Source organism: Pseudogulbenkiania sp. AW2-16 (genome assembly GCF_056824575.1).
This window is the reverse complement of record NZ_CP157668.1, coordinates 2,953,685-2,976,605: the sequence shown is the minus strand read 5'-3', so window position 1 is coordinate 2,976,605 and position 22,921 is coordinate 2,953,685. Positions and strand designations below refer to the sequence as shown.

The 22,921-nt window shown below is 64.2% G+C and carries 22 protein-coding genes and 1 pseudogene; 15 read left to right on the top strand and 8 right to left on the bottom strand.

What is annotated here, in order from left to right:
- The first annotated feature begins 28 nt into the window (after positions 1 to 28).
- Genes ABKF58_RS14570 through ABKF58_RS14550 form a run of 5 tightly spaced genes read left to right on the top strand, consistent with a single transcriptional unit; the run spans position 29 to position 1,376 of the window.
- A complete protein-coding gene (locus ABKF58_RS14570; RefSeq protein WP_482581511.1) occupies positions 29 to 388 on the top strand; it encodes a hypothetical protein in 360 nt (119 codons plus the stop codon).
- Positions 385 to 546 (top strand): hypothetical protein, encoded by a 162-nt coding sequence (locus tag ABKF58_RS14565; RefSeq protein ID WP_482581509.1) that lies wholly within the window; start codon positions 385 to 387, stop codon positions 544 to 546. Before ABKF58_RS14570 ends, ABKF58_RS14565 begins: the two co-directional genes overlap by 4 nt.
- A complete protein-coding gene (locus ABKF58_RS14560) occupies positions 543 to 1,019 on the top strand; it encodes a hypothetical protein (protein WP_482581507.1) in 477 nt (158 codons plus the stop codon). Before ABKF58_RS14565 ends, ABKF58_RS14560 begins: the two co-directional genes overlap by 4 nt.
- Entirely contained in the window at positions 1,016 to 1,192 is a 177-nt protein-coding gene (locus ABKF58_RS14555) for a hypothetical protein (protein WP_482581505.1), read from the top strand. The genes ABKF58_RS14560 and ABKF58_RS14555 overlap by 4 nt, the downstream gene beginning before the upstream one ends.
- A gap of 13 nt (positions 1,193 to 1,205) precedes the next feature.
- The gene (locus ABKF58_RS14550) at positions 1,206 to 1,376 is read left to right on the top strand and encodes a hypothetical protein (protein ID WP_482581503.1); all 171 of its coding nucleotides are present in this window, start codon (positions 1,206 to 1,208) and stop codon (positions 1,374 to 1,376) included.
- Between the two features lie 424 nt (positions 1,377 to 1,800).
- Here ABKF58_RS14550 and ABKF58_RS14545 read toward each other — a convergent pair whose 3' ends face one another.
- Both ABKF58_RS14545 and ABKF58_RS14540 read right to left on the bottom strand, forming a co-directional pair.
- A complete protein-coding gene (locus ABKF58_RS14545; protein ID WP_482581501.1) occupies positions 1,801 to 2,379 on the bottom strand; it encodes a hypothetical protein in 579 nt (192 codons plus the stop codon).
- Positions 2,380 to 2,684: 305 nt separating this feature from the next.
- Positions 2,685 to 3,251, bottom strand: coding sequence for a hypothetical protein (locus tag ABKF58_RS14540; RefSeq protein WP_482581499.1), 567 nt, complete (start codon positions 3,249 to 3,251; stop codon positions 2,685 to 2,687).
- A 143-nt stretch (positions 3,252 to 3,394) separates the two neighbouring features.
- Between ABKF58_RS14540 and ABKF58_RS14535 the strand changes: the two genes are divergently transcribed.
- A complete protein-coding gene (locus ABKF58_RS14535; protein ID WP_482581497.1) occupies positions 3,395 to 3,856 on the top strand; it encodes a translation initiation factor Sui1 in 462 nt (153 codons plus the stop codon).
- An 82-nt stretch (positions 3,857 to 3,938) separates the two neighbouring features.
- Here the strand turns inward: ABKF58_RS14535 and typA are convergent, their stop codons facing one another.
- Positions 3,939 to 5,747 (bottom strand): translational GTPase TypA, encoded by a 1,809-nt coding sequence (gene typA, locus ABKF58_RS14530; RefSeq protein WP_008952763.1) that lies wholly within the window; start codon positions 5,745 to 5,747, stop codon positions 3,939 to 3,941.
- 127 nt (positions 5,748 to 5,874) lie between these two features.
- Between typA and ABKF58_RS14525 the strand changes: the two genes are divergently transcribed.
- The gene (locus tag ABKF58_RS14525) at positions 5,875 to 6,759 is read left to right on the top strand and encodes a hypothetical protein (RefSeq protein WP_482581495.1); all 885 of its coding nucleotides are present in this window, start codon (positions 5,875 to 5,877) and stop codon (positions 6,757 to 6,759) included.
- Positions 6,760 to 6,856: 97 nt separating this feature from the next.
- Here the strand turns inward: ABKF58_RS14525 and ABKF58_RS14520 are convergent, their stop codons facing one another.
- Positions 6,857 to 7,852: an NAD(P)H-quinone oxidoreductase gene (locus ABKF58_RS14520; protein ID WP_482581493.1), complete on the bottom strand. Its 996-nt coding sequence runs from the start codon at positions 7,850 to 7,852 to the stop codon at positions 6,857 to 6,859.
- Positions 7,853 to 7,922: 70 nt separating this feature from the next.
- Between ABKF58_RS14520 and ABKF58_RS14515 the strand changes: the two genes are divergently transcribed.
- From ABKF58_RS14515 to ABKF58_RS14495, 5 genes and pseudogenes are all read left to right on the top strand, one after another.
- Positions 7,923 to 10,421, top strand: a complete 2,499-nt coding sequence (locus tag ABKF58_RS14515) for a heavy metal translocating P-type ATPase (RefSeq protein WP_482581491.1) — start codon at positions 7,923 to 7,925, stop codon at positions 10,419 to 10,421.
- Positions 10,422 to 10,448: 27 nt separating this feature from the next.
- The gene (gene ccoS, locus ABKF58_RS14510) at positions 10,449 to 10,640 is read left to right on the top strand and encodes a cbb3-type cytochrome oxidase assembly protein CcoS (protein ID WP_008952767.1); all 192 of its coding nucleotides are present in this window, start codon (positions 10,449 to 10,451) and stop codon (positions 10,638 to 10,640) included.
- Between the two features lie 212 nt (positions 10,641 to 10,852).
- Positions 10,853 to 12,355, top strand: a pseudogene (locus ABKF58_RS14505) (cation-translocating P-type ATPase); the annotation flags it as partial.
- 2 nt (positions 12,356 to 12,357) lie between these two features.
- A complete protein-coding gene (locus ABKF58_RS14500; protein WP_482584387.1) occupies positions 12,358 to 13,557 on the top strand; it encodes an HAD-IC family P-type ATPase in 1,200 nt (399 codons plus the stop codon).
- A gap of 33 nt (positions 13,558 to 13,590) precedes the next feature.
- Positions 13,591 to 14,898, top strand: coding sequence for an MFS transporter (locus ABKF58_RS14495; protein ID WP_482581490.1), 1,308 nt, complete (start codon positions 13,591 to 13,593; stop codon positions 14,896 to 14,898).
- Positions 14,899 to 14,925: 27 nt separating this feature from the next.
- On the opposite strand, the gene ABKF58_RS14490 is transcribed toward ABKF58_RS14495, so the two are convergent.
- Positions 14,926 to 16,650, bottom strand: a complete 1,725-nt coding sequence (locus tag ABKF58_RS14490) for a HAMP domain-containing protein (RefSeq protein ID WP_482581488.1) — start codon at positions 16,648 to 16,650, stop codon at positions 14,926 to 14,928.
- Positions 16,651 to 16,652: 2 nt separating this feature from the next.
- The gene (locus ABKF58_RS14485) at positions 16,653 to 17,687 is read right to left on the bottom strand and encodes an extracellular solute-binding protein (RefSeq protein WP_482581486.1); all 1,035 of its coding nucleotides are present in this window, start codon (positions 17,685 to 17,687) and stop codon (positions 16,653 to 16,655) included.
- A 514-nt stretch (positions 17,688 to 18,201) separates the two neighbouring features.
- On the opposite strand from ABKF58_RS14485, the gene ABKF58_RS14480 reads away from it, so the two are divergent.
- A complete protein-coding gene (locus tag ABKF58_RS14480; RefSeq protein ID WP_482581484.1) occupies positions 18,202 to 18,516 on the top strand; it encodes a hypothetical protein in 315 nt (104 codons plus the stop codon).
- The gene (locus tag ABKF58_RS14475; RefSeq protein WP_482581482.1) at positions 18,513 to 19,787 is read left to right on the top strand and encodes a GGDEF domain-containing protein; all 1,275 of its coding nucleotides are present in this window, start codon (positions 18,513 to 18,515) and stop codon (positions 19,785 to 19,787) included. Before ABKF58_RS14480 ends, ABKF58_RS14475 begins: the two co-directional genes overlap by 4 nt.
- 65 nt (positions 19,788 to 19,852) lie before the next feature.
- Here ABKF58_RS14475 and ABKF58_RS14470 read toward each other — a convergent pair whose 3' ends face one another.
- Positions 19,853 to 21,244: a dihydrolipoyl dehydrogenase gene (locus ABKF58_RS14470; protein WP_482581481.1), complete on the bottom strand. Its 1,392-nt coding sequence runs from the start codon at positions 21,242 to 21,244 to the stop codon at positions 19,853 to 19,855.
- A gap of 179 nt (positions 21,245 to 21,423) precedes the next feature.
- On the bottom strand, positions 21,424 to 22,155 hold the full coding sequence (locus tag ABKF58_RS14465; RefSeq protein ID WP_482581479.1) for a glutathione peroxidase: 732 nt from the start codon (positions 22,153 to 22,155) through the stop codon (positions 21,424 to 21,426).
- A gap of 241 nt (positions 22,156 to 22,396) precedes the next feature.
- Between ABKF58_RS14465 and gloA2 the strand changes: the two genes are divergently transcribed.
- Positions 22,397 to 22,789, top strand: coding sequence for an SMU1112c/YaeR family gloxylase I-like metalloprotein (gene gloA2 / locus ABKF58_RS14460; protein WP_482581478.1), 393 nt, complete (start codon positions 22,397 to 22,399; stop codon positions 22,787 to 22,789).
- Positions 22,790 to 22,921: the final 132 nt, after the last annotated feature.

Below are 22,921 nucleotides of genomic sequence, written 5' to 3'. Positions count from 1 at the left end.
CGCCTGTCATCACTGAGAGGAAAGCACCATGCAAAAAGCCGAGAAGCTGCTGTTGATCGCCGGGGTCACCGTGGGGGTGTTCCTGCTGGCGCAGGCCGCCTACCGCAGCGGCACCAACCCGATCGATATCTCCAGCATGTTCGACCATATGCACATGGAGAACGGCGACAAGCAGGCCGAAGTCATGATGCGCAAGTTTGCCGAGCAGGCGGGCATGGACTGGCAGGGCTTCAACGATGCCTTTGCTGAAGACATTCCAATCTTCCAGGAAGGCATACGCAACGGCGGCAACGATGAAACGCCGGGGGTGTCGGCCAACCTCGGCGGCCTGAGCGGGCGCCCCTACGTCATGATCGACGGTGAGTTCTATTTTCAGGGGGGCCGATGAAAATCCACACAATGACAGTGCTGGCGGGCGTTGGCGTCGTGCTGGCCGTGGCCGTCTGGCTCAATGCCAGGAACGGGCGCCGCCCGGTGAGCATGCCGGGGTGGACACTTAGGCCGGATTTGCGCGCCAAGCTGGCAAGCGGGGAGTTGCTACAGTGAGCGTCGCCCGTGTCACGCAATCGCTGGCCCGCGTGCCGCTGCCGGTGTGGTACGTGCTGGCCGGCGGCGTCGGGCTGTATCTGGCCTACCGCGCCGTCAAGGGCACCGCCGGGCTGGTGGGGCAGGGCGTCAAGAGCGCGGCCAACGCCGTGGGCGAGTCGCTGAATAGCGGCCTGATCAACCCGGCCTCGCCGGGCAACGCGCTCTATCGCGGCGTCAATCAGGACCTGAAGTGGTTCGGCATCCTCGACAAAGACCAGACCCTCGGCACCGCCATTTATGACTGGCTGCACCCGAACCAGATCGACCCGACCGCGCCGGTCGCGGCGCAGATCGGCTACGTCAAGAGCGGGTCCGTCTGGTACGGCTACGACCGCGCCGCCGCCGCCGAAGCCGCCCGCCAGGCGGCCAACTCGCAAATCGCCAAGGACGTCGCCACCTACGGCGGCGGCTATGGGAGCCTGACCAAATGAACCTGAGCAACGAACAATGGCTGTTGTTGGCCATCCTCGGCGCCACGCTGCTGCTGACGCGCCAGGTGGCCACCAGCACCACCACCACGACCACCACCAGCGCCGACCCGTCGCCCGCGCCCAACGGCGAGAGCCTGCCGGGCTGGGGCAGCGTGGCCGGCTTCAAACCGTAAAGGAGTAGGGAAGATGCGTTTTCTGTTGAATCGATTGGCCGAACCCTCCAGCGCCGCCGGCCTCGGCGCGATCATTTCCGGCGTGGCCGGCGCACTGGTGGGCACCACCAGTTGGCCGACCGCCGTTCCGGCCATCATGGGCGGCGTCATGGCCTTCCTGATGCGCGAGAAAGGGGCGGCGTGATGGCGGCGAGCGAATTGGCGGTGATCTTCGCCAGCTATCTGCCGGTGCTGGGCTACATGATCACACTCGAACGGCGCCTGGCCAAAATCGAAACCCTGCTGGAAGTCAGCAAGCCATGAACGCCACCACCAAGGCGCTATTGATCGCCACGGCGGCGACCGTGATCGGCGGGCTGATCGTGCATTACTTGACGCGCAGCGTGTGGGTGGGCGAGTAGGGCAGGGAGTTCTGCGGAAGGGACGGACTCACCAGGGCGTGACGGCCTCACGAAGCTGGTGACAACCGGATGCAGAAAAAGAAATGGCCCGCATTACGAGTGCGGGCCGTTACATCAATTTCATTCATGCAAACGGAACTTGCCATGAACAAAACCGATATGTCGGAATCTATCCGCGACAGAATCATTTGTCAATTCAAGGGGTGGCTAATGGACATCGATGTGACTCAAGGGAACACACGGTACGTCGTAAGTCGGCTGGTTGGCGGCGTGCTGGGGATCACCTTGCTGGCGAATGCAGCGCCAATTTTGGACAGCATTACCCGCATGCTGGTCGCGCTCCGCTGATCCGACATTGCCCGACGCTGACGGACTCAACGAGCGGGCGATTATTCGGCGGTAGGCATACCAGTTACGCACATCGGCGGCGCGGATGCCGTCCTTCCAGTGGGCACCGGGAGGGACGAGCACCGCGCCGTCGTGGCCATTCATGATCAGGAAATCGGCGAAGTCACGGAAGGCCACCGGCAGTTTCATGCCGAGCGACTGCCGGACCAGCTCCAGCGCCATCCAGGGCACGCGGGAGTCGCCACGGCGCCAGCGGCCCACGGTGGCGAGCGACACGCGCAGCAGGTCAGATAGCTGATTGTCGGACAGGTGGCGGGTACAAGCGCGCCACTCGTCGTGGTCGACATGGGAGCGCCAGTGGCGGCGGTAGCGATCTACATCTTGTTTGTGTCGCGCATTGGCGACAGATTTCTTGTGCTTCTTAGGCTTGTTTTTCATATGTCTACGCAATGTAAGAACGGGGAGAAATAAGGCTTGGAGCATGCCAAACGGGGATAATTGTAAAATTCCGTTAAGTTAGAAAATCCCGTTCGCGTAGGATAATTTGATAAACCGCAGATTCGCATAATCTATATTATGTCAAATACGATGCCAGATTTTATTTAAGTGCCTATGTTTCAGCCCCCTTTTCCAGCAGATTTACTGTGCCTCCGAGCGGCTCTATTGAAACACTCCACGCAAGCCCGCGCAGAGTCTTTCCGAGTTAGCTGGCCGAATCACTGCACGTGACGGGATGCGGGCATTCAGTCACCAAATGCCCGGCATCCCTCTCTTGCGATCGCATCCTGGGCGTCCCGCAGCCGCTGCAAATCGTCCTGATAGGCTTTGTTGCTGTTCAACCGCGCCTGCACCTTGTCGCGCTGCTGGCGTAGCGTGTGACAGTCGGCAATGGCTTGCTTAATCAGTTTCCGCCGAACGGGAGGCGTAACGGCTTTTCGTGGGTGTAACTTTTCTGCGTCTGAGCGCCAGGTCGCGGCAAACTGATGGCGCGCTTCCTCGATCGTGGCGTTGGAGAACGTTGCAACCCCGCTCGAGCCAAAGGGACAGTCGCCGTCCACAAAATAGCGGAAGCTGTCAAAGCGGGAGTCCATGCGGCAAACCGTGACCACGCCACGCTCGCCGCCGCTTCCGTTGCCGACAAAGCCACCCTGCTCCGGGCGTTTCACCGCCGAGGTTCCGGCGGGACAGGCGCCGCTGGTATAAGAGACGGCCTTGGTTCTCTCGTGCTCACAGCGCAGGATGCCCGGCACTTCCGTGGCGGCCGTCGATTCAACAATCAAGCACAAAGCAGCGAGCAGAATGGTTCTCATGGGTATCCTCCGGGTTCGACAGGCCATCACTATATTTCTTTGTCATATTCAAGTCGAACCATCGCATCCGCCCCCTTGTCCTGCCCCTGCCCGACCCGCCGGGATCGGGCCCGGCGCAAAGAGCCCGGAAACGCCATGATCGAATGACGTCGATCCTGGGGATGAGCGCCCTCTTCAGCCCGACTATAATGTCGCCTGATCGCGCCACCCTGTTCCCTGCAAACCCACGCTTCGATGAGAACCCTATGAAAAACAAAGGCACTGGCGGCCTGGTCTATTCGACCGAACACGGGCGGATGTGCCCTGTCTGCCGACAACCCGTGGACCGCTGCACATGCAGTTCTGCCGAAACGGCGCCACCGTCCGATGGCGTGGTGCGTATCCGGCGTGAAACCAAGGGGCGCAACGGCAAGGGGGTGACGGTGGTGAGCGGCGTGCCGCTGGAGCCGGTGGCATTGGCCAGCTTTGCCAAGCAGTTGAGGCAAGCGTGCAGCTCGGGAGGCACGTTGAAGGATGGCGTGATCGAGATACAAGGCGATCACGTCGAACTGGTGAGCAAAGCCCTTGAGGCACGAGGCTGGCGGGTCAAACGCAGCGGAGGCTGAGCCGTCTCTCCCCTCCCCGCCAGCAAGCAAGCAATAAAAAAAGCACCTCGCAGGGTGCTTTTTTGATGCGGGCGCGAAGCGCTTACGCCTTGGACATGCGACGGCGCTCGTGCTCTTGCAGGTAGCGCTTGCGCAGGCGGATGGTCTGCGGGGTGATTTCGACGATTTCGTCGTCGTCGATGAATTCCACGGCAGATTCCAGCGTCAGCTTGATCGGGGTGGTCAGGCGGACCGCTTCGTCGGTGCCTGAGGCGCGCACGTTGGTCAGCTTCTTGCCCTTGAGCGGGTTCACCACCAGGTCGTTGTCGCGGCTATGGATACCAATGATCATGCCTTCGTACAGCTTGTCACCCGGGCTGACGAACATGCGGCCGCGATCTTCCAGGTTCCACAGCGCGTAGGCCACGGCTTCGCCGTTGTCTTGCGAGATCAGCACACCGTTGTGACGGCCCGGCATGTCCGGCTTGACCGGGGCGTAATCGTCGAACACGTGCGACATCAGGCCGGTACCGCGGGTCATGGTCAGGAAGTCGCCCTGGAAGCCGATCAGGCCACGCGCCGGAATGTGGTATTCCAGACGGGTGCGGCCTTGGCCATCCGATTCCATATTGGTCAGTTCGCCACGGCGGCGGCCCAGTTCTTCCATCACGGCGCCCTGGTGGCCATCTTCCAGGTCGATGGTCAGGTTCTCGTACGGCTCGCACTTCTCGCCATTGATTTCCTTGAATACCACGCGCGGCTTGCCGACGGCCATTTCGAAGCCCTCGCGGCGCATGTTTTCGAGCAGGATGGTCAGGTGCAGTTCACCACGACCGGAGACGCGGAAGATGTCGGCGTCTTCGGTGTCTTCCACACGCAGCGCGACGTTGGTCAGCAGTTCTTTGGTCAGACGATCGCGAATCTGGCGCGAAGTCACGAACTTGCCTTCGGTGCCGGCCAGCGGCGAGGTGTTGACCATGAAGTCCATGGTCAGGGTCGGTTCGTCCACGCCCAGGACCGGCAGGCCAACCGGGGCGTCGCGATCGCAGATGGTTACGCCGATACCGATGTCTTCCAGACCGGAAATGATGACGATGTCGCCCGCTTCGGCTTCCGGCACTTCGACACGTTCCAGACCCTTGAAGCCCAGCACCTGATTGATGCGACCTTGAGCGGTCTGCTCTTCGTGGTTCATCACCACGACCACCTGACCCGGCTTGATGCGGCCGTTCAGCACGCGACCCAGGCCGAGGCGACCGGTGTAGGTCGAGTAATCCAGCGCCGAGATCTGCAGTTGCAGCGGGGCATCCGGATCGCCGGCGGGGACCGGCACGTGCTTCAGTACGGTCTCGAACAGCGGGCGCATGTTGTCGGACTCTTCTTCCAGCTCGTACTTGGCGAAGCCGGACAGGCCCGAGGCGTATATGATCGGGAAGTCGAGCTGCTCGTCGGTGGCACCCAGCTTGTCGAACAGGTCGAAGGTCTGGTCCACCACCCAGTCCGGACGGGCGCCCGGACGGTCGATCTTGTTGATGACCACGATCGGACGCAGGCCCAGCGCCAGCGCTTTCTTGGTCACGAAGCGGGTCTGCGGCATCGGGCCTTCGACGGCGTCAACCAACAGTACTACACCGTCCACCATGCCCAGTACGCGTTCGACTTCACCGCCGAAATCGGCGTGTCCCGGGGTGTCGACGATGTTGATGTGGACGCCTTCGTAGTTGATCGCGGTGTTCTTGGCCAGAATGGTGATGCCGCGTTCTTTTTCGAGGTCGTTGCTATCCATCACGCGCTCGACCACCTGCTGGTTTTCGCGGAAGGTACCGGCTTGACGCAGGAGTTGGTCGACCAGCGTGGTTTTGCCGTGGTCAACGTGAGCAATAATGGCGATGTTGCGAATCTGTCGGGTCATGTCTTTGGACGGGAACGGAAAAATCACAAGATTCTAGCACGATATCGACCTGTTCTCACAGGGCCAGGCACGACTTTCGGCATGGTTTTGGCTACACTCCAGAGCAAAATGAACAAGGAGCAGGAAAATGTACGACTGGGATGCTTTGTGGCACGAGCATGCGGGCTATCGCACCGGCTATACCGGGGACAAGAATGACCTCAACGAGTTGGCCGAAGAGCTGTCTGGCACGCTGGTGCACCCGGCCAAGGACGACGCCGGCGTGGCCGTCTACGACAGCGGCGACAGTTTCGTGCTGGTCGGCCGCGGCAACGGCATGCAGATTCTGGATGTCCCGAAGCACGCCCTGTTCGACATCACCCTGCGTTTCGTGACGGAAGACGAAGGCGTGGACACGCCCCTTCCCTACGTGGAAATCCTGGTCGACAACCTGGCCACGGGCGACGAGGCGGCGTGGCGCGGCGAGGTCACGCAAGGCGACGACGGCGCCCCGCTGGTGGCCGGCTGCCCGCTACGCAGCACCACACCGCCCGACATGCCGTTCGCCGAGTTGTCGTTCAGCCGCGGGGAGCGTTTCCGCACGGCACTGCAGCAGCTGTGGCAGGAGGACATCCCGCAACTCAAGCCGCTGATGGATGCCTGGTTCAAAGGCGAGAAAGCAGTGGTGATGGATGCCGACAGCCAGCAGCTGCCGGACGACGCCCGCACCCGGGAGATGCTGGAGCGCTACGCCGAGATCATCCACCGTGAACAGGCGGTGCTGTCGCGAAAGTTTTCCGACAACGAGTTGCACCTGATTGCCGAAGTGCTGCGCGACATCCACTTCGAATCTGCCGCCTCGTGCCGCGGCGTGTGGCTGGCCGTGGAGGCGCGCCTGGTTCATGACGAACTCGACCGCAAGCTGGAGGTCGATGCGCAATCGTTGCTGGAACGCATGAAAGCCCTCAGCTTTGCCCAGGAGGTCGCCCTGATCGAGGCCCTGTCGCCACTGCGCGAAATGCAAGAGGGATAAAAAAAGGGCGGCTCAGCAGCCGCCCGCAATCCCAATCCGTACGAAAGAAGTGCTCGTGGCTTTCATGGCCCGACGCGAGAGGCAGTCTACAAGACGATTATGACGCGGCAGTGACAGGGAACAGCGTCAGCACGATCTTGCCGAGGTTGCGGTTGTCTTCCATCGCCTCGTGCGCCTCGGCCACGGCGGCGAGCGGATAGGTGGAATCCAGCGTCAGCCGTACCATGCCCTGGCGCAACGCGGGCAGGATTTCGGTTTCCAGCGCCCGCGCCAGCCGCACCTTGACCGCCTTGGGCTGGCTGCGCAGGGTCGAGCCGATCAGGGACTGGCGCTTGACCAACAGCCGCCCCAGGTTGATCTCCGAGCGCCCGCCCCCCATGACCCCGATCAGCACCAGTCGTCCGTCCAGGTTGAGGCAGCTCAGATTCTGCTCCAGGTAGGCGCCGCCAACCGGATCGAGGATCACATCCGCCCCGCCCCAGGCCTTGACCTTGCCGCCGAAGTCAGCCTCCTGGCGGGCGTTGAAGGCTTCGTCGGCACCGAGGTTATAGCAATACTCCAGCTTCTCCTCGCTTCCTGCCGTCGCCCACACCCGGGCCCCCAGCAGCCGCGCGAGCTGGATCGCCGCCGCGCCCACACCACTCGCCCCGGCGTGCACCAGCAACGCCTGGCCTTCGGCCAACCTGCCGACCTCGACCAGGTTGAGCCAGGCGGTCATCCAGGCCTCTGGCAGGCTGGCCGCCTCCACCCACGACATGCTGTCCGGCTTGGGAATGGCCAATTCGCTGTCCAGCACCGCGTATTCGGCATAGCCGCCCCCCTCCACCAGCCCGAATACCGCGTCTCCCGGCTGGAAACGGGACGGCCCGGATACTGCCTCCACCACCCCGGCCACTTCCAACCCAAGGATGGGGGATGCCCCCGGCGGCGGCGGATACTGTCCCTCGCGCTGCACCACATCGGCCCGGTTTACCCCGGCCGCCATCACCCTGACCAGGAGCTGTCCGTCGCCAAGCACTGGCTTCTCGACGATTCCCAGCTCCAGAGTTTCCCGGCCACCTGGCCGGCTTTGCATCACTACTTGCATAGACATGATCGTTTACCTCGTCGGACTTTGCGCTCGCTCAAGCGCGGCAATCCTCATTTGATTACAATAGCACGCCATGAGTGACGATTGTTTCCACTGCGGCCTTCCGGTTCCGGAGGGCGCTTCCTTTCCGGTGCGCTATCGGGAACGAACCGAATCCACCTGCTGCGCCGGCTGCCGGGCCGTGGCGCAGACCATCATCGATTCCGGTCTCGACGGCTATTACACCCACCGCACCCAGGGGGCGGGGCAGGCCGAGGCGCTACCGCTGGAACTGCTCGAGCGCATCCGCCTGTACGATTCCGACGAACTGCAGCAGAGCTTCGTCCATATCGCGGCGGACAATGTGCGCGAAGCCGCGCTGATCCTGGAGGGCATCACCTGCGCCGCCTGCGTCTGGCTCAATGAACAGCATCTGATGCGCCTGCCCGGCGTGATCTCGGTCGACATCAACTACAGCAGCCACCGCGCCCGGGTCCGCTGGGACAATACCCGCCTGAAACTGTCGCAAATTCTCGAGGCCATTGCCGCCATCGGCTACCGGGCCCACCCCTACGACGCCGCGCGCCAGGAGGCTCTGCATCAAAAAGAACGCAAGCAGGCATTGACCCGGCTGTGGGTGGCCGGTCTGTCGATGATGCAGGTGATGATGTACGCGGTGCCGGTCTACCTGGCGCCGCACGGCGAGATCGATCCCGACTTCCTGTGGATGCTGCACTGGGCCAACCTGCTGCTGACGCTGCCGGTGATCGTCTATTCGGCGCTGCCGTTCTACCGCGCCACCTGGCGCGACATCACCACGCGCCGCGTCGGCATGGACACGCCGGTCACCATCGGCATCCTGACCGCCTTCGGCGCCAGCACCTGGGCGCTCATCAACAAGGTGGAGCACGGTATTTACTTCGACTCGGTATCGATGTTCGTGTTCCTGCTGCTGGGCGGACGGTATCTCGAAGGCCTGGCGCGGCGCAAGGCCGGGGAAGCGGCGGAAAGCCTGGTGAAACTGGTCCCGGCCTTTGCCCATCGCCTCGCCAGCTGGCCGGACGAAACGGTGGCGCACGAGGTGCCGGTGAGCCAGCTGGTTGCCGGCGACGTGCTGCTGGTCAAGCCGGGCGAGACCATCCCCGCCGATGGCGTTGTGCTGGCCGGCCGCAGCGCGACCAATGAATCGCTGCTCACCGGCGAGAGCCGGCCCGTCGGCAAAACGGTGGATTCGACCGTGATCGCCGGCAGCGTCAACCTGGAGAGCCCGTTGACCGTGCGCATCAGCCAGGCCGGGCAAGGCACCCGGCTGGCCGGTATCGTGCGCCTGCTGGATCAGGCGCTGGCGGAAAAGCCGCGGCTGGCACAACTGGCCGACCGTTTCGCCAGCGGCTTCGTCGCCGCGCTGCTGCTGGCGGCACTGGCCACCTACCTTGGCTGGCACTTTATCGACCCGGAACGGGCGCTGTGGATTACCGTGGCGGTGCTGGTGATTTCCTGCCCCTGCGCCCTGTCGCTGGCCACCCCGGCGGCGCTCACCGCCGCCAGCGGCCACCTGGCCGGACTAGGGGTGCTGACCACGCGCGGCCATGCGCTGGAAACGCTGGCCAAGGTCAGCGACGTGGTGTTCGACAAGACCGGCACGCTGACCCACGGCGACATGCGCCTGGTGGAAACCCATCGTTGTGGCGAGCGCGAGGATGTGCTCGCCCTGGCCGCGGCACTCGAAGCGGGTTCGGAGCACCCGATCGCCCGCGCCCTGCTGGCGGCGGCGCCCGCCGCGCACCCCGCGGCTCAAGAGCTACACAACATCCCCGGTAGCGGCATTGAAGGCACGATCGGCGGCGAGACCTGGCGCCTGGGGCGCAGCGACTTCGTTGCCGAACTCGCCGGGCCGCTGCCCTCCGGCCTCGCCGACTGGCAGCGCGGCCACACCCGGATTGCGCTGGGGTCGCGCCAGGGCTGGGCGGCCCTGTTCGCCATCGGCGACACCCGCCGCGACGACAGCGCCGCCGCCGTCGCGGCGCTGACCCGACAGGGACTCGCCGTCCATCTCTTGAGCGGCGACGAGCACGAGGCGGTGCAAAGGTTGGCCGAAGACGCCGGCATCAGCCAGTTCCGCGCCCGCGCCACCCCGGAAGACAAGCTGGCCTACGTCAGCGCACTGCAGCAGCGCGGCGCCCGGGTACTGATGGTCGGCGACGGCATCAACGACGCCCCGGTGCTGGCGCGCGCCGACGTGTCGATGGCCATGGGTAGCGGCACCGACGTCGCCCGCGCCAGCGGCGACATGGTGCTGATCAACGACAGCCTGGCACTGGTCCCCGCGGCCGTCACGCTCTCCAGGAAAACCCTCGCCATCATCCGGCAGAACCTGGTCTGGGCGGTGTTGTACAATATCGTCGCGCTGCCGCTGGCCATGGCCGGCCACGTCACGCCATGGCTGGCCAGCCTCGGCATGGCCAGCAGCTCGCTGCTGGTCGTGGGCAACGCGCTGCGCCTGGTCGGCATGAAACGCACCACTGCGGCGACGGCAGAAGCACGCCCGACCGGAATTTCCCGCCCCGGCCCCACTCAAGTGCAGCAGCCATGATGGCCGACGATTGAAACGGACGAACTGATGGAAAGTCTCTATCTACTGATCCCGCTGAGCCTGGTCCTGGCCTTCGTGATCGGTTTCATTTTCTGGATGGCCACCCGCACCGGGCAATTCGACGACCTGGAAGGCCCGGGGCACCGCATCCTGATGGATGACGATCGCCCCACCCCCAGCGACAAGGACGATCTCAACGCGGACCCGCCCCCGCGCTGACCGGGCCGCCACGCCCTCCTCCGGCCGCGGTGAGGACATCTCCTGCCCGCCTCGCCGACATGGCCCGCCTTTGACGGCCGACATTCCACGCCCCACGGCCAATCCGCTATAAACACACCATGACGCGCAGACGCTGACGGCGTGTACCGATCCGGTCGCAGCCAGCCACCTGCCGCGCCCCAACCCCTTCTTTCGAGCCGACCAGGAGTGCCATGCCCGGTAGCCATCGCTCGCCCGCCGCCCATCGCGCCCATCTCGATGCCCTCAACATCAGCCGCCTGACACCGGAGCAGGCGCTGGGCAGCCTGCACACTGGGCCGGGCGGCCTGGCCGAAGCGGAAGCGGCACGGCGCCTCACCGAATACGGCAGCAACACCGTCGAGGAGATGGCCGGCAAGCCCGGCTGGCAACGGCTACTGGAACAGTTCGGGCATTTCTTCGCCATCATCCTGTGGATTGCCGCCGGACTCGCCCTGCTGGCCTACGTCCTGCAAGGCGACCCGGCGATGGCGACGCTGGGCTGGGCCATCATCGGCGTCATCGTCATCAACGGGGTGTTCTCGTTCTGGCAGGAGTACAAGACGGAGCAGGCGCTGGCCGCCCTGCGCCAGCTGCTGCCGCTGGAGGTCAAGGTCCGCCGGGGCGGCGTGGTCTATCCCCTGCCGGCCAGCCAACTGGTGCCGGGCGACATCGTCTACCTCGAAGGCGGGGATGCGGTACCCGCCGACTGCCGCGTGCTCTCGGCGTTCGGCCTGCGCGTCAACAACGCGATCCTGACCGGGGAGTCGGCCCCCCAGTCGCGTCACGCCGAGGCCAGCCACAACGCCGACCCGGTACTCGGCGGCAACTGCCTGTTTGCCGGCACCTCGGTGGTCGCCGGCTCGGCCGAGGTGGTCGTCTACGCCACCGGGATGCGCACGCGCTTCGGGCACGTCGCCCATCTAACGCAGAGCACGGCGGACACCGTCTCGCCGCTCACGCGCGAACTGGCGCGGCTGTCGCGCTGGGTGGCGCTCTTCGCCACGGCACTGGGGCTGGTCTTCCTGGCCATCGGCCACGCCATCGGCCTGCCCTGGAGCGACAATCTGCTGTTTGCCATCGGCATCATCGTCGCCAACGTGCCGGAGGGGCTGCTGCCGACCGTCACCCTGTCGCTCGCCCTGGCCACCCAGCGCATGGCCAAACGCCGGGCACTGGTGCGCCACCTACCGGCGGTGGAGACCCTGAGCGCGGCCACGGTGATCGTCTCGGACAAGACCGGCACGCTGACCGAAAACCGCATGCGCGTGCTGGACGTGTACACCCTGGGGCACGCCCACCCCGCCGACGCCCCGGGACTGCCGGCGGTGCTGAAGCAGATCGCCGGCCAGTGCCACAACCTGCTGGCCAGCGGCAACGGCTGGATCGGCGACCCGATGGAACAGGCCCTGGCGGAGTTTGCCGGGGCGCTGCCGCAGCCGCCGTCATTGCGTCGCGGCGAATTGCCGTTCGACAGCGAACGCAAGCGCATGGCGGTGCTGCAACAGCAGCCGGACGGCCTGCACCTGTACGTCAAGGGGGCCGCCGAAAGCGTGCTGCCGCTGTGCAGCATGCTGCTGATGCCGGGCGGCGAACAGCCGCTCGATGCGGCCGGACGCGACCGCCTGCTGGCCGAGGTGGACCGTTTCGCCGAGCGAGGCCTGCGCGTACTGGCGCTGGCCTACCGCCAGCCGGCCGCATTGCCGCTGGACGAATCCAACCTGGTGTTTGCCGGCCTCGCCGGCATCGAAGACCCCCGCGTCCCGAGGTCGCCGGCGCCATCGCCACCTGCCGCCAGGCCGGCATCCGGGTGGTGCTGTGCACCGGCGACCACGCCGTTACCGCGAGCGCCATCGCGCGGCAGATCGGCCTCCTGCAAGGGGACGGGACGGTGCTGACGGGCGACGAACTGGAGCGTCTCTCCGACACCCAGCTGCAACTGCGGCTGGACCAGCCCGACCTGCTGTTTGCCCGCGTCACGCCGGAACAAAAGCAGCGCATCGTGACGGTGTTGCAGCAAAAGGGCGAGGTCGTCGCCGTCACCGGGGACGGTGTCAACGACGCCCCGGCGCTGAAGAGCGCCGACATCGGCATCGCCATGGGACAGCGCGGCTCGGACGTCGCCAAGGCCGCCGCCGACATCGTGCTGCTGGACGACAACTTCGCCACCATCGTCGACGCCATCGAGGAAGGCCGGGCGGTCTACGCCAATATCCGCAAGTTCCTGACCTACATCCTGACTTCCAACATTCCCGAGCTGGTACCCTACCCGGCCTTCGTGCTGCTGCGCGTCCCGCTGCCGCTCACCATCATCCAGATTTTGGCGGTCGACCTCGGCACCGACATACTGCCAGCACTGGCGCTGGGCGCCGAGCCACCCGCCCCGGCGGTGATGAACACCCCGCCCCGGTCGCGCCTGGAGCGCCTGCTGACGCCCGGCTTGCTGCTGCGCGCCTACGGTTTTCTCGGGCTTTTCGAAGCGGCCGCCGCGTTATTCGCCTTTTTCACCGTGATGTACGCCGCCGGCTGGCACTACGGCGGCACAGTACCGGCCAGCACCCCCTTCTACCTGGCGGCCACCACGGCCTGCCTCGTTGCCATCGTGCTGGGGCAGATCGTCAACCTGTTCCTGTGCCGCGACAGCACGGTATCCGCCTTCCGTCTGCCGCTGCGCAACCGCTGGCTACTGGGTGGGCTCGCCTTCGAAGCGGCCCTCATCCTGTCGATCGTCTACACCTCTTTCGGCCAACGTGTGTTCGGCACTGCGCCGCTGGCGGCGGCCGACTGGCTGATCGCCTTGCCGGTGCTGCTGGCGATGCTGCTGGCGGACGAGTTGCGCAAGGCCTGGCGGCGGCGCCATCCCGGCGCGGCTGCTGACACCCGCCGGGGAATGGGCTAGCATGCGCTACCCATCTTTCCCGTACCGCCCATCGTGATCGCCAGCTTCCCCTTCATTACCAGCCGCCGCTTCCTGCCGCTGTTCGGCACCCAATTTCTCGGTGCCTTCAACGACAACCTGCTGAAAACCGCCATCGTGGTGCTGATCAGCTACCACGGCCTGAGTATCGGCGGCATGTCGCCGGCGATGCTGGTCAACCTGGCGGCGGGGCTGTTCATCCTGCCGTTCTTCCTGTTCTCCGCCACCGCCGGCAAGCTGTCGGAGAAGCTCGACAAGGCGCGCATCGCACGAACGGTGAAGCTGGTGGAAATCGCCATCATGCTGTTGGCCGGGGTCGGCTTCTTCGCCCACGCTGCCGGGCTGCTGCTGGCGGCGCTGTTCCTGATGGGGGTGCACTCCGCCTTTTTCGGCCCGCTGAAGTACTCGATCCTGCCGCAGTACCTGCACGAGCGCGAGCTGGTGGGCGGCAACGGCCTGATCGAGATGGGCACCTTTCTCGCCATCCTGATCGGCCAGATCGGCGGCAGCCTGATGACGCAAGGGGGGCCGTGGCTGATCGTGGCGATGATCTGCGCCACCGCGCTGGCCGGTTACGCCTGCAGCCGGCAGATGCCGCCGGCCCCGCCCTCCGCGCCGGAACTGGCCCTTTCGGCCAACGTGCTGAAGGATTCGGTCGAGCTGGTCGGCAAGGCCTGGCGCATCGCCGACGTGAAGAGCGCCATCCTCGGCATTTCCTGGTTCTGGCTGATGGGGGCGATCTACACCACCCAGCTGCCGACCTTCACCAAGCAGCACCTGGGCGGCGACGCCAACGTCTACACGCTGATGCTGGCGTTGTTCTCGATCGGTATCGGCGCGGGCTCGGTGGTTTGCGCCAAGCTGTCGCAGGGGCGGCTGCAGCTGGGACTGGTACTGGTCGGCAGCGCCGGCATGACGCTGTTCGGCGGCGACGTGGCACTGTCTTCGCTGGCCTTGCACCAAGGCGAACTGGTCGGCCTCGGCGCCTACCTCGTCACCCCCGCCAACTGGCGCCATATCGCCGACATCGCCCTGCTAGGGTTCTTCGGTGGCTTCTTCACCGTGCCGCTCTATACCTGGCTGCAGATCGCCAGCCCGGCCGCCTTCCGCTCACAGGCCATCGCGGCCAACAACATCACCAACGGCTTCTACATGGTGTTCTCGGCCATCGCCAGCGCCGTGGTCCTGAAGCTGTTCGACAGCGTCGCGGTGCTGCTCCTGGTCACCGCTTCGGCCAACGTGCTGGCCACCTGGCACCTGGTACGGCGCGCCCCGAGCATCTGGCATAGCCGCTTCAGCTGGCTCAGACCGGTCAAATCCTGAGCCCCCCGCCATAAGGGGGCGGCGCGCTTATTCCGCCGCCTGATAGCGGGCGAAGGTATAGCGCCCGCTGACTTTGGCCTTGTACATGGCGCTGTCCGCACGCAGCACCAACTCCTCCGCCGTCACGCCATCATCCGGGAACAGGCTGATGCCGATGCTGGCGCACACCTGCAGGCGACGGCCATGGGTCATGATGTCTTCATTGAGTGTGCTCAAGATCTTCGCGGCAATGGCGGGTACATCCGTGGCAATAGCGGGCCCCTTGATCAGCACGATGAACTCGTCGCCACCGAGCCGCGCCACCACATCCTCGCCACGCAAGGCGCTGCGCAGGCGCTGCGCCACGACAATCAGCACCTGGTCGCCAACCGCGTGGCCCATCTGATCATTGATCTGCTTGAAGTGGTCGAGATCGATGAACAGGACGGCCAACTGCTGGCCACTCTCCGCCACCGCGTCAATGGCGCGCTCGATCTGGTGGAAGAACTGCATCCTGTTCGGCAGCCCGGTGAGGGAGTCGTGGTGGGCCAGATGCCTCAGCTCTTGCTGATTCTGGCTCATCTTTTCCATGTGCGACTTCAGCTCCTTGCGCATCTGGTCGAAGCAGCGCGCCAGCACGCCGATTTCATCGGTGCGCGTCACCGGCAGCGCTTCGAGCGCATGCCGGGTTTGAAAGCTCGTCGCGGCATGGGTGAGCATCTGCAAGGGACGGGTCAATGCCCGCGAAAACACCACTGCCAGCACGATGGACAGCACACTGAATGCCAGCACCATCTGGATGGTGCTTTCCCCAAGCGACTTCCCGCCCCGCAGCACATCCTCCAAGGGGCGGGCCAGGCCAAGCACGACAAATTGATGGTTTTCCGGCAGGCCGAACGGTTTGCGCACAAAAGCCAGAATCTGCCCCTTTGCCCGCTGCGGATCGTCCAGCCCGTTCACCAGCACGCTGGATTGGGTCTTGTCGAACAACGGCCGGGTCTGCTCGTAGCTGTCTTGAACCAGCAAACGCCGGCCCTTATCGAAACCGAAGGTCATGGCAGGGTTGGGGTGTGCCAGAAAATCGCCCCACTCGTTGGTGAGGTACAGCTGGTGCCCGGCCGGCAAGTCCGACTGGACGGAGTCGAGCAAACTTTTCAACCGCACATTGATGACGACCACGCCGACGACGGCGCCGGCCGGCGTCACGACCGGCGAGGCCAGGCGCAGCGTCGGCGCGCCTTCCGCCGAATGAGCGCCCTGTTCATGGTTGACCGTGATCGGCGAGACGTAGACGCGCCCTGGCGCGAGCGCCAGGGTTTCGAAAACATACGGGAAATGCCCTTTCTCCTGCAGCAGAGACCCAGTCACCCTCACCAGGTGGCTGCCATCCCGATCGAAACGGATTCGTTCGAGGCCAAACTGCTGGCGGGAGATCAAGCGCACCTGGGCGTATTGAGGATGCAGGCGCATGATGGTGCCGAACACCTGCGCCAAACGTTCCTTGGCCACGTCATCCCCGGCAACTTCTTCGAAGCCGGCGACTTTTGCCGATGAGGGCATGTTGGCCAGCGTCAGGGCGTCGGCCGCAATATCGTTCAGGACAGTGGATAAGCGCTGACTCAGCAATTCGGTGGAGGTGAGCAAATTCCGCTCGGCCTCGTTCACCAGCAGGCTTTGATTGGTGGAATAGGCATAGTAGCCCGTCACCCCAGAGGCCAGAATGCCGATGCAGGCGAGCAGTATCGAGAGTTTGACGGTCAGACCCGGACGCATGGCTAAAGCCTCTCCGGAAGATTGCCGGATACGATCTTGCCCCACAGCGCCTCGCGCTGCTTCACATCCTCCACCGGCTGGAGCCAGATGATGCGCGATTTATCGCTCAATTCCGGTGGCGAGGTCAGGGTATTCGCCAGCCCCTGGCGCTCGGGCAGCAACCGGCTGACGGCCGGCTCCAGCATGTAGTCGATCCAGGCCAGGGCCAAAGAACGGTCGCGCGCCGCCCGCGTCATCGCCCAGCAATCCAGCCACGCAAGCGCCCCCTCTTCCGGAATGACATAGCCCACGTCCGCCCCGGCCTTACGTAGCTGCGTCAGCTGCTGCGTGCCATAGTTGGCAAAAAGCAGGGCCGATTTATGTTGAATAAATAATTTGGTTGCTTCTTCGGGAAGGCTGTAATAACTCAGCAAATTACGCCGCAACGCAACCAATTGCCTCGCGACGCGCCGCATTTGATTCGCATCGAGCAGAAAAGGGTTGTCCACCCCCAAAGCCAGCGCCGTAAAGGAAAAATTATGTTGTGCACTATTGAAGGCCAGCACCTTTCCGCGATAGCGCGGATTCCACAATTCGGACATCGACCGTGGGGGAACGGACACCTGCTTGCGGTCATAAATCAAGCCCATGGCGGAATAGGTAAAGGGAATGGCATAAACCTTGCCTCCCTGGGTCAGGCCGCCGATGGACGAGAGCGCGCGAAAGCGCGGGAGCTGGAACCGGGTGTTAGGCAGACGTGCTAGGTCGAGCGGTTGCAGCAACCCTTCACGGGTATAGCGGTGAATTTCAACAGTATTGGCGGCCACCACGTCGAACGTGTTGTCGTGACCGGCATGCATTTTGTCCCACAACGATTCATCGGAGTCGACAAACGTCACTTCCACCTTGCTGTGAAAACGGGCCTCGAACGCCTTCACCACGTCGGGATCGGCATATCCAGGCCAGGCCAAGACGCGTAATGTCTTCTCGGCGGCGAAGACAGGCGGCGCCAACGCAAGTAAAATAGTCAAAATGGTTATTTGAAAATATTTGTGCATTTATTTGTCATTTTATTTTGATCGACGGCCACTCCTACTCCATTCGTCAACTAATCGCGCCAATACAGCGCCACAAAAAAACTGCTTGATCAATTTCCGAATGTTTACCAAAGTGGCATTAATAAAATAATGTACATAAATTCCGTAACAGTTCAATCTACTTCTTGAAAAATAGTTTGTTTAAATTAACACTTGACCAACCAAACGTCATTGCCACACCCAGTTTGAAGAGCGCCGGCTAAGCAGCGCTTCACTCGCCTCCCCCTGTTTCCTGCCTCCGACACGGCAGGAGCAGCGGGCGCAGGCGATGCAGCCGCACATGCCGCCCCGGTCTGTCGCGATAAAGATGGGATGAACGGCCACCAGCCTGCGGAGAGACCCGCACCGCGCCGCTCAGGGCATTGGCGGGGAAATATGATGGTAAACGGACAACGGCGCCATTCCACCGGGAGTGGCGCTTCTGAAGACGGGACGGCCTCCTGCCCATGATGGAGGTCCGCTCTGACGAGACCACATGGAAAACACCCAATCGCCAGACACCTTCACCATGAAGCGTGGCGACACCGGGCAGCCCATCCGCGATGGCGTAACCGCAGACCCGCCGGCGGAGGCCTCGCCACGCCCCCGCCCCGACTACCACACCCTTTCCGCTCAGCAGCTCTGGCACGCGGGTTCCCGTTCTGAACAAGGGCTGATCCTGGGCGGCTGGCTGCTGTCGGTTCTGGCCTGCATGGCCAGCGGCATCGCCGCCGTCGCCAACAGCTGGTCCGGCCTGTCACTGGCATTCGCCGGGGTGGAAGTCTATGTGTCGATCTATCCCCCCTCATGATCTGCCTATGGTGGACCCTGTTCTTCGGCTGGACCTGGGGGGCGATTCCGGCCTATCTGGCCACCTTGTCGCTGGCGCTGTACGCCCACATGCCGCTGCCCTGGGCGCTGCTGTTCGCTTGTGCCAACCCTCTGGGCTTCGCCGTGCTGGTGCTGGGCTACCGCACCATCGCCATGCCGCTACACCTGCGCTCGGCCAACGCCGTGCTCTATTACACGCTGATGTCGTTTGTCGCCAGCGTCTTCAGCTCGGCCGGGGCGCTGATCTGGTGTTACACCAATCTGGTCGACCCGACCGGCCTGCTGCCGATCTGGCAAGGCTGGTGGTTGGGCGGCTTCCTGCAATGCCTGTTGCTGGGAGGTCCGTTGTTGCTGCTCAGCCAGCCGGTCTTGGAGCGCTGGCGCGACCGGCACCCACGGCTGTGGCGCACCGCGGCAGCGGAATCGCGCCGTCTCAGCCTGCAGCTGGTGATCGCCATCGTCGCCGGCGTGCTGATTTACGGCTGGCTGACACTGTGGCTCGGCAGCAATACGGTGCGCCACGCCCTGCGTGCCAGCGAACTGGCGATCTTGCCCGGCGCCGTCACCACCATGCTGGCGACCACCTGGACCTTCTATTGGGTATTTGCCCTGATTGCCGCCTTCGTCGGCTTCTTTGGCTACCGCATGTTCACCTACTGGCTGGATTCGACCACCCGGCTGGTGAACGAACTGGCCGAGGCCAATAGCAAGCTCGCCCATCTGGCGCGCACCGACACGCTGACCGGTCTGCCCAACCGGCGCGCACTGGAAGAAGCACTCGAGCAACAGCTACAGCGCTCCCGGCGCAACGGCGAGCGGGCCAGCCTGGTCCTTCTCGATATTGATCATTTCAAGGTGGTCAACGACCGCTACGGTCACGATGCCGGCGACGCCGTGATCCGCGCCCTGGGCAAGGCCATGAGCGAGACCATCCGCAGCATGGATGTGGCCGGACGCTGGGGCGGAGAGGAATTCCTGGTGGTACTGGCCAACGTTGACGAGGAAGGCGCGGCCGCCTTCGCCGAGCGTTTGCGCACGCGGGTCGAATCGACCACGGTCGCGCATGGCGAGTTGCACGTGAGTTACACCATCAGCCTCGGCGTCGCCCCGCTCTCCACACCGCATCGTGAGGCCTGGCTGAAGCGGGCCGACGAAGCGCTGTATCGCGCCAAACTGGACGGCCGCAACCGCACCGCCATCGCGCAGGCACGCGGCGAGGCCGAGGGCGTGTCGCTGCACAGTCCTTGCTGAGCACGCCTGCTACAAAAAATAACGCCACCCCTGATGGGGTGGCGTCTTGGCGAGGTCGCGCCGACTCAGCCGGCCAGCTTGGCCGCCGCGTCACGCAAGGCGGTGCGCAGCCCCTCCTCCACCACGGGGTGGTAGAACGGCATGTCGAGCATCTGCGCCACGGTCAGCCCTTGTTGCACGCTCCACGCCAGAAGATGGGCGATATGCTCGGCACGCGGGCCGACCATCTCGGCACCGAGGAAGCGGCCGCTCTCCTTGTCGGCGTAGACATGCAGCAAACCCTTGTTCTTCAGCATCACGCGACTGCGCCCCTGGTCCTCGAAGCTGACCTCGCCGGTGACGACGCGCTCTTCGGCCAACGTGGCGAAGCTGGCACCGACCATCATCATCTGCGGGTCGCTGAACACCACGCCGATCGGCGCACGGCGCAGGCCGGGACGCACATCGGGATAGCGCGCAGCGTTCTCGCCGGCGGTCTTGCCCTCGTCGGCCGCCTCGTGCAGCAGCGTCAGCATATTGTTGGCGTCGCCGGCCAGGAAGATCGGGGCGTTGCCGCACTGCAGCGTTTGCGGGTCGAACAGCGGCACGCCGCGGCCATCGCGCTGCAACGAGGTGTTCTCCAGACCCAGCCGCTGCACGTTGGGCGTGCGGCCGGTGGACACCAGCACATAGTCGAAACGCTCTTCCCGCTCGCCGCCGTCGAGATGCACGTAGCGGATCACCGCCTCGTCACCGTCACGGCGCATCTCCACCACCTTGGCCTTCGGATCGAGGTAGAACTCCTCCCCCAATGCACGGCGGGCATAGTCGCGGATCACCGGGTCGGTGAGCGGACCCAGTGAGCCGCTGGCACCGAACATCCTCACCTCGACGCCGAGGCGCGACAAGGCCTGACCCAGTTCCACCCCGATCACCCCAGGGCCGAAGACGGCGACGCGGCGCGGCAGCGTGTCCCAGTCGAACACATCATCGTTCACCACCAGCAGGTCGCCGAACACCTGGAAGGGCGCCGGAATCGCCGGCGAGGAACCGGTGGCGATCACGACACGGCCGGCCTTGAGCTGGGTGTGCTCGTCGACCTGCAACAAGGTGTTGTCGATGAAGCGGGCGTATCCCTGCAGGCGGTCCTGTTCCGGAATGCCTTCCACGCTGTTGACCACGAAGCCGACGAAACGGTCGCGCTCGCGCTTGACGCGTGCCATCACCTCGCGCCCATCGATGCGGATCACGCCATCGACGTGCACCCCGAACGGCGCGGTGTGGCGCGCTTCGTGTGCGGCTTCGGCGGCGGCAATCAGCAGCTTGGACGGCATACAGCCGACGCGGGCGCAGGTGGTGCCGTAGGGGCCGCCCTCGATCAGGACGGCGGTCTTGCCGTTGGCCTTGGCGGCACGGTAGGCGGCGAGGCCGGCGGTGCCGGCGCCGATGATGGCTACGTCGACGGAGAGGTTCTGCATAATCGTTATCCTTATGGGTGATCAGATGCGCCGGGATACGTCACGCCACTGCGCTGGCGTCGCGTATCCGGGCGGGAAAAGGGGCCGGGCCAAACTGCCTTGGGCCGGCCCGAAAGCTCCCACCGGTGTCAGGGCATGAAACCGGCGGAAACAACAGTCGCTCAAGAACGGCCTGGTGCTCAGCGGGCGAAGCGGGTTTCCAGGTCGTCGGCCGAACCGATCAGTTCGCCATTGATGAACACCTGCGGCGCAGTCATCTTGCCCGACACGGCACCCAGCACCTTGCCGCGGATCGTGTTATCGAGCGGAACCTCGACGAAGTTGTAGCCACGGTCGGTGAGCAAGGCCTTGGCCCGGGCGCAGTGCGGGCAGCCAACCTTGGTGAACACCACCACCTGATCCGGCTTCTTGGCCTTCGGGTTGAGGTAGTCGAGCATGGTGTCGGCGTCGGACACCTTGAACGGGTCGCCCGGCTCCTGCGGTTCGACAAACATCTTCTCGACCACGCCGTCGCGCACCAGCATCGAGTAGCGCCAGCTGCGCTTGCCGAAGCCCAGCTCGCTCTTGTCCACCAGCATGTTCATCCCGGCGGTGAATTCACCGTTGCCATCGGGTACCATCACGATGTTCTGGGCCTCCTGATCCTGCGCCCATTCGTTCATGACGAAGGTATCGTTGACCGACACGCACAGGATGGCGTCGATGCCGTTCTCGAAGAACGCCGGCGCCAGCTCGTTGTAGCGCGGCAGGTGGGTGGACGAGCAGGTCGGGGTAAAAGCGCCCGGCAGCGAGAACACCACCACGTTCTTGCCCTGGAACAGTTGCTCGGTGGTGACGTCCTTCCACTCGTTGTTTTCGCGGATGTGGAAAGTAACGTTCGGAACGCGTTGGCCTTCGTGATTGCTCAGCATGGTGAATCTCCTGGTTTGAGAGTGGCGTCGTTGATCTATCGATGGCTGCATTCTGATAGCCAACAACAAATTCGTCTAATTGATTGTTAAAAGCATATTGATATTGAAAATCTATGAGCAGTAATCGCCTCCGGCTTTGCCACATCGCCATCCCGCCGGCCTCCCATGCTGCACACCAGCCGGCACAGCGACCGACGACGCCCCGACCCGTGCCACACCAGCCCGTCCCCCAGGTGCGCTGATGCAACTCGTCGGACTTCACCACATCGCCATCATCGGCTCGGACTACGCCCGCTCGCGGGACTTCTATCACCGCATCCTGGGCCTGCCGATCGTCAGCGAGACCTGGCGTGAAGAGCGCCAGTCGTGGAAGCTCAACCTCGCCCTGCCCGACGGCAGCCAGATCGAATTGTTCAGCTTCCCAGCCACACCGCCCCGGCCCAGCCGGCCGGAAGCCTGCGGCCTGCGTCACCTTGCACTCGCGGTCGGCAACCTGGAGCACGCCCGCGACGCCTTGTTGGCCGAAGGGATCGAACTGGAGGCGATCCGCCTCGACGACATCACCGGCCAGCGCTTCTGCTTCTTTGCCGACCCCGACGGGCTTCCCATCGAACTGTACGAATGCAGGCGCTGAACCGTATCGGTACCGGCGCCGCCGTACCGCACCCTTACTGCCAAAAAGCAGGGGCGCAACGCGAACCAAGCAAGCCCGGCGGCTTTCAAAGCAGGAAACGACCGCCCGGGCGCATGACGAGATAGCCGGCGT